10 protein-coding genes and 1 tRNA gene are annotated in these 11,241 nt (G+C 65.3%); 1 reads left to right on the forward strand and 10 read right to left on the reverse strand.

The genetic code is table 11. From position 1 onward, the window contains the following. Nucleotides 1-9 precede the first annotated feature (9 nt). The gene (locus tag ACZ5BT_RS08390) at nucleotides 10-558 is read left to right on the forward strand and encodes a GNAT family N-acetyltransferase (RefSeq protein WP_464884147.1); all 549 of its coding nucleotides are present in this window, start codon (nucleotides 10-12) and stop codon (nucleotides 556-558) included. Here ACZ5BT_RS08390 and ACZ5BT_RS08395 read toward each other — a convergent pair. From ACZ5BT_RS08395 to ACZ5BT_RS08440, 10 genes are all read right to left on the reverse strand, one after another. Continuing rightward, the gene (locus ACZ5BT_RS08395; RefSeq protein ID WP_464884148.1) at nucleotides 527-1,378 is read right to left on the reverse strand and encodes a metal ABC transporter substrate-binding protein; all 852 of its coding nucleotides are present in this window, start codon (nucleotides 1,376-1,378) and stop codon (nucleotides 527-529) included. The genes ACZ5BT_RS08390 and ACZ5BT_RS08395 overlap by 32 nt on opposite strands. 9 nt (nucleotides 1,379-1,387) lie before the next feature. Beyond that, on the reverse strand, nucleotides 1,388-1,684 hold the full coding sequence (locus ACZ5BT_RS08400; RefSeq protein WP_464884149.1) for a metal-sensitive transcriptional regulator: 297 nt from the start codon (nucleotides 1,682-1,684) through the stop codon (nucleotides 1,388-1,390). A gap of 45 nt (nucleotides 1,685-1,729) precedes the next feature. Beyond that, on the reverse strand, nucleotides 1,730-2,932 hold the full coding sequence (locus ACZ5BT_RS08405) for an adenylosuccinate synthase (RefSeq protein ID WP_464884150.1): 1,203 nt from the start codon (nucleotides 2,930-2,932) through the stop codon (nucleotides 1,730-1,732). A gap of 45 nt (nucleotides 2,933-2,977) precedes the next feature. Continuing rightward, nucleotides 2,978-4,075, reverse strand: a complete 1,098-nt coding sequence (locus ACZ5BT_RS08410; RefSeq protein WP_464884151.1) for a type IV pilus twitching motility protein PilT — start codon at nucleotides 4,073-4,075, stop codon at nucleotides 2,978-2,980. Between the two features lie 9 nt (nucleotides 4,076-4,084). Next, on the reverse strand, nucleotides 4,085-6,739 hold the full coding sequence (locus tag ACZ5BT_RS08415; protein WP_464885805.1) for a GspE/PulE family protein: 2,655 nt from the start codon (nucleotides 6,737-6,739) through the stop codon (nucleotides 4,085-4,087). A gap of 48 nt (nucleotides 6,740-6,787) precedes the next feature. After that, nucleotides 6,788-7,300, reverse strand: coding sequence for a YqeG family HAD IIIA-type phosphatase (locus ACZ5BT_RS08420; RefSeq protein ID WP_464884152.1), 513 nt, complete (start codon nucleotides 7,298-7,300; stop codon nucleotides 6,788-6,790). Then, complete coding sequence (pgeF, locus tag ACZ5BT_RS08425) at nucleotides 7,297-8,040, reverse strand: peptidoglycan editing factor PgeF (RefSeq protein ID WP_464884153.1); 744 nt, start codon at nucleotides 8,038-8,040, stop codon at nucleotides 7,297-7,299. Before pgeF ends, ACZ5BT_RS08420 begins: the two co-directional genes overlap by 4 nt. A 13-nt stretch (nucleotides 8,041-8,053) precedes the next feature. Continuing rightward, nucleotides 8,054-8,824, reverse strand: a complete 771-nt coding sequence (locus ACZ5BT_RS08430; protein ID WP_464884154.1) for an enoyl-CoA hydratase/isomerase family protein — start codon at nucleotides 8,822-8,824, stop codon at nucleotides 8,054-8,056. Nucleotides 8,825-8,841: 17 nt separating this feature from the next. Next, entirely contained in the window at nucleotides 8,842-11,010 is a 2,169-nt protein-coding gene (locus tag ACZ5BT_RS08435) for a RelA/SpoT family protein (protein WP_464884155.1), read from the reverse strand. Between the two features lie 74 nt (nucleotides 11,011-11,084). Next, nucleotides 11,085-11,172: transfer RNA gene (locus ACZ5BT_RS08440), tRNA-Leu, on the reverse strand. Nucleotides 11,173-11,241 lie beyond the last annotated feature (69 nt).

Here is an 11,241-nt window from a genome sequence, read left to right on the forward strand (position 1 = left end):
AATGGACCTATGCGAATCGAGGTGCTCGGGCCCCGCGAAGCCAAGGACCTCACCGAAGAGCTCCTTTCCATCTGGCTTCGAGCCTTTGCCCGGCCCCCGTATTACGTGCGGCGGGAAGAGCTCCCCCGCGTTCGCCAGATGTTCTCGCGTCACCTGAGTGAGCGTGGTTTTCGCCTGGCGGTGGTCATGGAAGCGCAGGCGGTCCTGGGTTTCGGTTACGGGTTCTTGCGGCGGGCCGGGGAGCCTTGGACCGACGCCGTGGCCCGGGCCCTGCGACCTTTGGGGCTTGAGTGGTGGCTGCAGGGCGCGTTCGGTCTGGTGGAGTTCGCGGTGGACCCCCAGCAGCAAAACCTTGGCCTCGGCTCGCGCTTGCACGACGTACTGCTGGCGGCGACCGATGCCCCGCGGGCGGTCCTCACGGTGCACCGCCAGGCGCCCGCGCTTGGCTTTTACCAGCGACGCGGCTGGCAGCGGCTGGGGCAGCTGCCAGCGAGCGCCTACCTCATCCTGGGCAAGAGGCTGGACCCTATGGCGCCCTCAGAGCCTCGGCCAGTTTGAGGGCGTTGCCTTCCCAGGTCGCAAAGTAGTCGGGGGATTCGCTGCCCACCAGGTCGAGCGCGACGAGCCGGATGTTCAGGACATTCGCGAACTTCCTGGCTTCGGGGGCGAACTGAAGCGGGGCGACGAGCGGAAGGGAACCGTAGCGTTTTTTGAGCGCGCCAGCGCTCGCAATCTCTCTGGGCGTGGGCTCTGAAGTGGGCGTTTTTCCGATGAGGAAGCGGATTGTGAGCCCGTAACGCTCGGCCAGATAGGTGAAGGGATTTTTGTAGGCGATCAAGTCACGACTGGGGGCTTTTTCGATCAGCGCCTGGGTACGCTCGGCGAGCTCGATCAGGCGGGTTTTCGTGCGCTCGGCCCGCGCCTGGTAGGCGGGGGCGTTTTGCGGGTCGAGTTCGGCTGCGACGCGGCCGAAGGCCAGGACCAGAGTCGCCATGCGCTTTGGATCGGTCCAGAGGTGGGGGTCGCCCTCCCCGTTGGGCATGGGGAGGATGGTGCTTTTCAGGACCTTTCCCGCGTAGAGGATCCTGGCCCTGGGGGCGTTTGGCTTGACGAGTCGCTCGATCAACCAGTCGTCCAGGCTCAGGCCGTTGGCCACGACCAGACGGGCGCCGAGGAGTTTTTGCACGTCCGATGGCTTTGGGGTATAGAGCTCCTGGACGGCGCCGGGAGGAATGAGGGTCCGCACCTCCCAGCCCTTTCCGAGCACCTCGGCGAGGAGCGAGGCATAGGGCTGGATGGTGGCCACCGCGACCGGCCTTGCCGCGTAGCCGGGCGCGACAAGGAGCAGGAGCAGGATGAGCCAGTGTCCCCTTCGCACCCTGACCGCCTAGCGATACTTGAGCACTTCCATGAGCTCTTCGACGATGGCATCGACGTCGCCGCGCTCTTTGGCCGTGACCACGTGGTCCTTGAGGTGGCTGCGGAGGACGAGCTCTCCGACCTTATCCAAAGCACCCTCGACCGCCTTGATCTGCTTGAGGAGATCAACGCAGTAGAGTTCTTCGGCCTCGAGCATCCGGAGGATGCCCTCGACGTGGCCGCGGATCGACCGCAGACGCTGGATCGCGGCTTCGCGAGTCTTTTCGTCGAGGTGGAGATGGTGGGCTTCTTTGGTGTTGGGCATGGTCTTCCTCCATCTGGGCTGGCGGGCCTTCGGCCCGGGGCCAGTCTATACCCAGCTCACGCTCCCGAAGGTGTCTTCGCGTTTGGGGCTGGTCGAGAACATGACCACCGGGATCCCGACCAGCTCCTCGATCCGCTCGATGAATCGGATGAGGGGTTTGGGGAGGTCTTCGCGGCTTTTGAGGCCCGCGAGTTCGCCCCAGCCCTCGAGGACCTCATAGCGAACCGAACCGTCGGGGCGGTATTCGACCCCGATCTTGACCTCCTCAAGGCCGGAGAGGACGTCGAGCTTGGTGAGGACCAGCCCGTCCATGCCGTTTACCTCGACCGCATAGCGAAGCGCGACGGCGTCGAGCCAGCCAACCCGCCGGGGCCTTCCCGTCGTGACCCCGTACTCGCCGCCCCGGTCTCTCAGGGTTTTGGCAAAGGGGCCGAGGATCTCGGTGGGGAAGGGGCCGTGGCCCACCCGGGTGGTGTAGGCCTTGGCCACGCCGTAGACCTTGGTGAGGGCCTTGGGCGGGAGCCCGGTGCCGATGGCGATGCCACCCACGGTGGGGTGCGAGCTGGTGACGTAGGGATAGGTGCCGTAGTTGAGATCGAGCATGGTGCCCTGGGCGCCCTCGAAGAGGATGCGCTTGCCCTGCCGCCAGGCCTGGCGCAGGATGGCCCCGGTGTCGGCCACGTAGGGCGCGAGGACCTCCCGGAGGGGAAGAAGGGCTTCCATGGCCCGCTCGACGCTGGTCCAGCCCACCGCCGCCGTGGAGTTGGGTTTGGCCTCGAGCAAGATCCCGAGCCGCTCTTTCAGCAGGGCCTCATCCAGCAAATCCCCCACCCGCACCCCGATGCGACGGGCGCGGTCGGCGTAGGCGGGGCCAATACCCCGGCCGGTCGTGCCGACGAAGTTTTTCTTCGACTCCACGTATTTGTGGTGCGGGAGCACCAGGTGCGCCCGTTCCGAAACCATGATCTTTGGCTCGAAACCGCGGGCTTTGAGGGCCTCGAGCTCGCGCTTGAAGGTGGTGGCGTCGATCACCATTCCGTCTGCCAGCACGCTCGTGGCGTGAGGGTGGATCACGCCCGTGGGCAGCAGGTGGAGTTTGAAAACTTCCTCGCCCACCACGACCGTGTGCCCGGCGTTGGCGCCGCCCTGATAACGGACGACGTAGTCCGCGTCGGCGACGAGGGCGTCGGTGACCTTCCCCTTCCCCTCGTCCCCCCACTGAGCACCGATGATTGCGACTCCCGGCATCGTTCCCCCTCTCCGGCCTAGCCTACCCGTGCGTCGCGGCGGGCGCTAGTAGGGCTTTCCGCTTCCAGGCGGTGGGCCGCCGGCGAGGCGCGCGAACTCTTTGGGGTCGATGGCCCGGTTGAGTCCGGTCTCGTAGGTGATGATGCGCTTTTTATAGAGATCTGCCAGGTAAGCATCCATGGTCACCATGCCGTACTGGCCTCCGGTCTGGATCGCGCTCGTAATCTGGTGGGTCTTTCCCTCTCGGATCAAGGACCGGATGGCGATGGTGGCCACCATGAGCTCGTAGGCCAGGACCCGCCCCCGCCCGTCGGCGCGGGGCAGGAGCTGCTGGCTTAAAACCCCGACCAGGTTGTTGGAGAGCTGGATTCTGACCTGGCCCTGCTGACCGTGGGGGAAGGCGTCGACGATGCGGTCGATGGTCTCGGGGGCGGAGTTGGTGTGGAGGGTGGCGAGTACCAGGTGACCGGTCTCAGCGGCGGTGAGCGCCATCTGGATCGTCTCGAGATCGCGCATCTCCCCGACCATGATCACGTCCGGCGCCTGCCGGAGGACGCTGCGAAGCGCGCGCTGGAAACTGAGCGTGTCGCCGCCGACCTCGCGCTGGTTGACGATGGCTTTCTTGTGCCGGTGGAAGAACTCGATCGGGTCCTCGATGGTGACGATGTGGCAGCGGCGGTTTTCGTTGATGAAATCGAGCATCGCCGCGAGCGTCGTCGATTTGCCCGAACCGGTGGGGCCGGTCACCAGGAAGAGGCCTCGAGGCCGCATGGCCAGGTCGCTGATGATCTTGGGGAGGCCGAGGTCCTCAAAGCTCTTGTCGAGGTCCGCAACCACGCGCATGACGCCGCCCACCGAGCCGCGTTGGAGGAAGACATTGACCCGGAAGCGCCCCTCGCCGGGGAGGCTGAATGAGAAGTCGAGCTCGCGTTCTTCCTCGAAGCGGCGTTGCTGCTTCTCGTCCATCAGGGCGTACATCATTCGCCGGGTGTCCTGCGGGGTGAGCTTTGGGTGGTTGGTGGGGAAAAACTCCCCGTTGATCTTGAGCATGGGGGGCAGGCCAACGGTCAGGATCAGGTCCGAGGCTTCTTTGGCCTTGGCCAGGCGAAAGAGTTCGACGATGTCGATCGGTGCTTTGGTCATGTTCCCTCCCTACTCGACGGTGCGGGCCATCACCTCTTCCAGGGTCGTGATGCCCGAGAGCGCCTTTTTGATGCCGTCTTCGCGCAGGGTCTTCATGCCCTTTTTCCGGGCCATGGCTTTGATCTCGGCGGCCGATTTGCCCTCGATGATCGCCCTTCGGAGGTCGTCGTCGACCACCATGAGCTCGTGCAGCGCGTAACGCCCGCGGTAGCCGGTGCCGTTGCAGCGCGCGCAGCCCTTGCCGTGGTAGAGGGTCGCGCCCTCGAGGTCTTCTTCCCGAAGCCCCAGCTTCACCAGGACTTTGGGGTCGGGCGCGAGCGGTTCCTTGCAGTGGTCGCAGACCCGGCGAACCAGCCGCTGGGCCAGGACGCCGATGAGCGAGGCCGAGATGTTAAAGAGCTCGACCCCCATCTCGTCGAGCCGGGTGATGGCTCCGGCGGCGTCGTTGGTGTGCAGGGTGGCGATGACCAGATGGCCGGTGAGGGCGGCTTCGACCGCGATCTGGGCGGTTTCCCGGTCCCGGATCTCGCCCACCATGATGATGTCGGGGTCCTGCCGCAAAAAGGCCCGCAGGGCCTTGGCGAAGGTGAGTCCCGCCTGCGGGTTCACCTGTACCTGGTTGATGCCAGGGATTTCGTATTCGACCGGGTCCTCGACCGTCATGGTGTTCTTGTCCGGGGTGGAGATCCGCTTCAGGATCGAGAAGGTGGTGAAGGACTTGCCCGAACCGGTGGGGCCGGTGATGAGAAAGATCCCGTAGGGTTTGCTGATCACGTCCTTGAAACGCTCGAGGACGTCGGGAGAGAATCCGAGGTGTTCGATCTCGGGGATCTCGGCCGCCTTTTTCAAAAGGCGCATCACCACCTTTTCCCCGTAGACGGTGGGGAGGGTGGAAAGGCGGAGGTCAACGTCGATGCTGCGGTCGCGGAAGCGGACGCGGCCGTCCTGGGGAAGCCGTTTTTCCGCGATGTTCAACCGCCCCATGATCTTGATGCGGGCGATGATCGCGGGTCCGGCGGCCCGGGGCAGGCGAGTGTGCTCGCGCAGGGCGCCGTCGATGCGGAACCGCACCAGGACGTGGTCCTCCCGGGGCTCGATGTGGATGTCCGAGGCGTCCTGGAAGTAGGCGTCGCGGATCAGCGAGTTGACGAGCCGGACCACGGCGTTGTCGTCGAGTTCGGGGGTTTCGACCTCGACGCTCTCGGGGCGTTCCTGGGCGAGTTCGCGGGCCAGTTCATCCAGCGGCCCGGTGGCGCCGTAATAGCGTTCGATGAGTTTGAGGATCTTGTCTTCGGTCGCGACCGCGGGGCGGATTTCCTTGCCGGTGATGAGGCGCAGGTCGTCGATGGCGAAGATGTTCCTGGGGTCCTTCATGAGCACCACCAGGGCGCCGTCCTCGAGGTGGTGGGGAAACACCATGTACCGGCGCGCGGTCGATTCGGGGAGGAGCTCGGCGGCGAGGGGATCGGGCGGGTTCTCATCGGGGTCGATGTAGGGATAACCGAGCTGCACCGCCAGCGATTTCGCCAGCATCTCCGGGCTCAGCTTCCCGCTCTTGATGAGGGTCTCCTCGATCCGGCCGCCCCCGCTGCGCTGTCGGCGGAGGGCTTCCTCGACGTCCTCGGGGGATACGAACCCGAGCTCCACCAGGATTTCCCCGAGCGGGCGCCGCTTGCCGAGTCGCCGCTGCACCATCAGGGCTTCGGCGAGCTCCTCCCGCCCCAGTTTGCCGTTGGCCACCAGCGTTTCCCCAAGCCGGGGCTTTTCCGGGTAAACCTGCTGGAAAAGCGTCTCCCAGGCCTTGGGGGTGGTCAGGATGAACTTGACCCGGTCGCCGAGAATCTCGCGAACTTTCTCGATGTTCTTTGGTTCGCTGATGACGACTTCAAGCGTTCCCCGCCGTTCGCGGATGGGGATCGCGCGGTAGCGAAGCGCGTCGGTGCGGAGGAAGTAGGAGGCGGCCGCCGGGTCGACCTCGAGGGTTTCGGTGCTTGGCAGGAACTCAAGGCCCTCGAGCTCGGCGATGGTGCGGTAGAGTGCCTCTTCATCGATCCAGCCCTTTTTAAGGAGGATGCGCCATAAGGGCTCGCCGGTCTTGTGGTGCGCCTTGAGCGCCTCCTGGAGCTGCTCTTCGCGGATGAGGCCGCGCTCGACCAGGGCGTTTCCCAGGGTTTCTTCCTCGGGCGAGGCGGGCGGTGGTTTGGAAGGGAGCTCAAGACCCAGCTCGGGGTAGTTCTTGGCCAGCGCGTATTCGAAGGACGAGCGGAGCGTCTGGTAGGGTTCGACCTGCTTGCCGGTGATGGCCTCGACCTCCTCGATCTTGGCGCTGTCGAGGGGGTCGACGAAGGCCACCCGGAGCTTCCCGTCCTCCATGGCGAAGGGAATGGCCTTGAGCTCCTGGGCCCGCTCCGCCGGGAGCAACGCCCGGACCTCGGGCGGGATTTCGACTTCGTGGAGGTCGACGAGGGGGATGCCGAAGTATTCCTCGATGGCCTGGGCAATCTTTGCTTCAGGGAGCAAACCGAGTTCGATCAGGGCCTCGGCCAGGCGCGAGCCGGTGGTGCGTTGGTGCTCGAGCGCTTTTTGCAGGTCCTCGTCGCTAATGTAGCCACCCTCGACCAGCGCCGCGCCGAGTCGTTTGTCAGCCAGGGTCAGCGAGCCCATGCGCGCTTCGTCCTTCCCGGGATCAGCGATTCCCACATCATCTTAATGCTACTCGCTCTCTCCTTTTTCCGGGGGCGAAGCGGCCTTGAGCACCCGGCGCTCCAGGGTGCGGACCCAGCGGGTGTGGGGCAGGCCTCGATCGGAGAGGGGCGCCACCAGGATGGTGGTGAGCCCCAGGAGGTTTCCCCCGAGGACGTCGGTGAAGATCTGGTCGCCAACCACCGCCAATTCGCTTCGCTTAAGCCCCAGCTGCTTCATTCCCCACACGAAGCCAAAAGGCAGCGGCTTCCCAACCAACGCGATCCCCGGCAGCCCCAGTTTCCGGGCCCACCGCCGGGTGCGGCCGGGTTTGGCGTTGGTCACCAGGCAGGCAGCGATGCCGGATCGCTTGAGCTCGTCCAGCCAGGCTCGGAGCGGCTCAGGGGCCGGCCCCTCGTAGCCGTAGGGGATCAGGGTGTTGTCGAGATCGAGGAGGAGCCCTTTGAGCCCCCGGGCATGGAGCCAGGATGGAGCGATCTGCCAGGGGCGCTCGAAGCGGGCCGCCGGGAAGAGGAGCCTCACGGCTCTAGGCTAACCGAGGGTGCGACCTGAATCAGCCCCCACATGCGCCCGCTTTTTGGCCCCTGACGCCGGTAGGAAAAAAGGGCCGTGTTCTCGTAGGTGCACTGCTTGGTCCGCCAGATGTGATTGCCGGGAATGCCGCGCCTGCGCAGGAGGACTACGATCGCTTTTTCAAGGTCGAGCCGGAAGCGGCCCGATTGGGTCGGGTCGTCGGCCAGCGCGTCGCCGAGACCGCGCCGGTCAAAGGCTTCGGCGACTTCCGGTCCCACCTGGTAACAGCGCCCGCAGATCCCGGGGCCGATGGCGACGCGGATCTGCCCGGGCTGGCCGTGAAATTCCGACTCCATGAGGTCGAGCGTGGCCTCGACGATGCCGGCGACGACGCCCCGCCAGCCGGCGTGCGCCGCGGCGACGGTGTTTGTGCTTGGATCCTCGAACAAAAGGGGGTAGCAATCGGCGGTGGAGACGGCGAGCAAAAGGCCCGGCGATCGGCTGACCAGGGCATCGCCTTCCCAGGTTCCGGGCCCATCGGCGCGAACGGCCCGGGCGCCGTGGACCTGGGCCAGCCGGGCCAGCGGGGGGTGGCCGAAGGCGGCGAGGACGCGGCGGCGGTTTTCCTCGACCCGTGTCGGATCGTCGCCGACCGACGTCGAGAGGTTGAGGCTGCCCCAGGGTCCTTCGGAGACGCCGCCCGCCCGGCCGGTAAAGCCGTGGGGGCTGCCAATGAGAGGCGTACGCAAAAGTGGGACCACCTCAAAACTCCGGCTTTCGCTTTTCGAAAAAGGCCTGGATACCCTCGATCAGATCGTCCGTTTCCCGGATCCAGGCGTTGGCGAGAGCGGCAAGGCTAAAGCCCTCGAAAAGGCCCATGCTGGGGAGCTGGGACAGAAGGGCCTTGGTGAGCGCCAGCGAGGTGGGGGCCCCCTCGGCGATTTGGTTTGCCAGGGCAAGGGCGCGCTCGAGGGCTTGACCTTTGGGGGCGACCTCGTTGACCAGGCCCAGCCGGTAGGCCTCGGCCGCGCCGATCAACCTGCCCTGGAGGAGCAGTTGGCGAGCGTGCTTTTCCCCCACGTGGCGGACCAGCATGACCGCCACCAGCGCGGCGACGAAGCCGATTCTGACCTCGGTGAAGCCGATCTTTGCGCCTTCATCCATAACCGCGAGATCCGAGGCCAGCACGAGCCCCGCGCCGCCGGCGACCGCCGGCCCGTTGACGGCGGCTACGACCGGTTTGGGGAACGTGTAAATACGCCTAAAGACTTCCTTGAGCTCGTGGGAGTGATCCAGGTTGGCTTTGGCCCCGAGCTTGGTCACCTCGCGGAGGAACTTGAGGTCGGCCCCCGCCGAAAAGGCGGGTGGGGCGCCGGTCAGCACCACCGCCCGGACGCCGGGGTCGGTCTCCGCCTCTTCGAGGGCCAAAAGGAGCGCCCGGCTCATGGTCTCGGAGAGGGGGTTTCGCCGTTCGGGGTCGCTCAGGGTCAGCACCCTGACCTTTCCGCGGTCTTCCTTGAGAACCTGCGCCATACCCATACGTTATCGGATCAGGCACGCATGACTTTGCGGACTTCGGGCATGGCGAGCAGCCGTTCCTTGATCCGGGCCAGCTCCTCCTCATCGCGAACCGAAAACCGAATTTGCATGCGGGCGGTGGTGCCGGTGACCTGGGTGTCGGCGCCGGAGACCGATTTGCCCATGCCGGCGAACACGTCCATGACGTCGCGGAGGAGGCCCGCCCGGTCGCTGGCCTCGAGGCGAAGGACCACCGGGTAGTTCCCCGGTCCTTCTTCCCACTCGGCGGCGACGACGCGCTGGGGCTCGTTTTTCAGGAAACGGCGCATGTTGGGGCAGTCGACGCGGTGGATGGTCACCCCGCGGCCCCGGGTCACGTAGCCGAGGATGGGATCACCCCGGACGGGACGGCAGCAGGCGGCGAGTTTGAGCGGGGCGCTGAGGTCGTCGGCGAGGCGAATGGGGAGGGTCTGGGTTTTGGGTTGCGGGCGCTCGCGGGGGGGCGCGGGAGGCCGGGGGTGGAGAATGCGCACCACTTGCTGGGGCGTTGCCCGGCCGTGGGCGAGGGCGAGGAAGAGCTCCTCGGGCGAGGGGTGTCCGGTCAGCGCCCTGGCCACCCGTTCGAGATCGCTCTCTTTCGGGAACGGGAGCCCGCGTCGTTTAAGGTGGCGTTCGAGTTTGCGGCGTCCTTTCTCAAGCTCTTCGTGCTGCTCGAGCTGGCGGAAGTAGTGGCGGATCTTTTGGCGCGCGCTTCGGGTCTTGGCGTACGAGAGCCAGTCTTTCGAGGGCTTTCCCGCGGGACTGGTGATGATCTGCACCATGTCCGCGTTTTGCAGCTCGTAGGAGAAGGGTACGATGCGCCCGTTGACCTTGGCCCCGGTCATGTGATGACCCACCTCGGTGTGGATGTGATAGGCGAAATCGATGGGCGTGGCGCCTTTAGGGAGGTTGATGACCTGGCCTTTGGGCGTGAACACGAAGACCCGCCCCCCGAGCAGCTCCCGGGTGATGGTCTCGACGAAGTCGCGGGAGCTCGAGAACTCGCTCTGCCATTCCTGGATCGCCTGCAGCCACACCACCCGGCGTTTGACTTCCCTGGGATCGGTGATGCCTTCTTTGTAGAGCCAGTGGGCGGCGATACCGTACTCGGCGAGCCGGTGCATGGCTTCGGTTCGGATCTGCACCTCCAGCGGCGTGCCCTCGTCGGTGATGACGGTGGTGTGGAGGCTCTGGTAGCCGTTGGGCTTTGGCATGGCCAGGTAGTCCTTAATCCGGCCGGGGATCGGTTGCCAGAGCTGGTGGACCAGGCCGAGGGTGTGGTAGCAGACCTGCTTGCCGAGCCGTGCTTCGTCCTTGGGGGTGAGGATGACGCGAAGCGCCAGGAGGTCGTAGATTTGCTCGAGGTTTTTCTTCTCGCGCTTCATCTTGCGCCAGATGGAGTAGGCGTGTTTGGTCCGGCCGGTGATGGCAAAGTCCTGGATGGAGCCGGAAAGGATCACATCAGAGCGTATGGCTTTTTCCAAGCGGGCCCTTGCTTTTTCGATGACCTCCTGGCGAATGGTCCAGTGCTGCTGGAGGCGGCGGGTCAGGGCGGTGTACTCGGCGGGGTAGAGGTACTTGAAGGCCAGATCCTCGAGTTCGTTTTTGACCTGGCCAATCCCGAGGCGGTGGGCAAGGGGGGCAAAGATCTCGAGCGTTTCCTTGCTGATCCGCTTTTGCTTTTCCGGAGGCATGTACCGAAGTGTGCGCATGTTGTGGAGACGGTCGGCCAGCTTGACGATGACGATGCGCACGTCCTCGGTCATGGCGATGAACATCTGACGGAGGTTTTCCGCCTGCTCGTCCTCGAGGCGCTCGGCGAGCTTGGGGAGTTTCGAGACCTTGGTTTCCCCCTCGACGATGCGTCTGACCACCGCTCCGAAGACCCGTTCGATCTCCTCGAAGGTCACGTCGGTATCTTCGACGGTGTCGTGGAGGAGCCCGGCCTGGATGGTCTCGACGTCCATGCGCAGCTGAGCGAGGATGCGGGCCACCTCGACGGGATGGGTGATGTAGGGCTCGCCGCTCCGGCGTTTTTGCCCCTCGTGGGCCCGGTAGGCAAATTCGAGCGCCTCCCGGATGTGCTGACGTTTTGGTGCCTCCAGGTATTCGAGACTCGGGGCCAGGCTTTCCCAGAGCGACTGTGTGGTGATCTCGAGCATGAGCTTACACCGGTGGTGAAAACGACCACTTTCCGAAAAAGAGTTTAGCAAACCCCCCGTGACGGGGGGTGCTTTGGTGCCGGGAAGGGGACTTGAACCCCTACGGGCTAATCGCCCACTAGCCCCTCAAGCTAGCGCGTCTACCAATTCCGCCATCCCGGCGTCCGACGCGCAACACATATCTTAGGTACTGCCCGGGGTGCTGTCAAGCGCCGTGGAGGCCTCGGGCCC

It is taken from the genome of Vulcanithermus mediatlanticus (assembly GCF_055385885.1).

What these genes read in the sequence shown, in the direction of transcription:
- ACZ5BT_RS08390 (WP_464884147.1), top strand. Translation starts at nt 10, where the DNA reads ATGCGAATCGAGGTGCTCGGGCCCCGCGAAGCCAAGGACCTCACCGAA.
- ACZ5BT_RS08400 (WP_464884149.1), bottom strand. Translation starts at nt 1,684, where the DNA reads ATGCCCAACACCAAAGAAGCCCACCATCTCCACCTCGACGAAAAGACT.
- ACZ5BT_RS08405 (WP_464884150.1), bottom strand. Translation starts at nt 2,932, where the DNA reads ATGCCGGGAGTCGCAATCATCGGTGCTCAGTGGGGGGACGAGGGGAAG.
- ACZ5BT_RS08410 (WP_464884151.1), bottom strand. Translation starts at nt 4,075, where the DNA reads ATGACCAAAGCACCGATCGACATCGTCGAACTCTTTCGCCTGGCCAAG.
- ACZ5BT_RS08415 (WP_464885805.1), bottom strand. Translation starts at nt 6,739, where the DNA reads ATGGGCTCGCTGACCCTGGCTGACAAACGACTCGGCGCGGCGCTGGTC.
- ACZ5BT_RS08430 (WP_464884154.1), bottom strand. Translation starts at nt 8,824, where the DNA reads ATGGCGCAGGTTCTCAAGGAAGACCGCGGAAAGGTCAGGGTGCTGACC.
- ACZ5BT_RS08435 (WP_464884155.1), bottom strand. Translation starts at nt 11,010, where the DNA reads ATGCTCGAGATCACCACACAGTCGCTCTGGGAAAGCCTGGCCCCGAGT.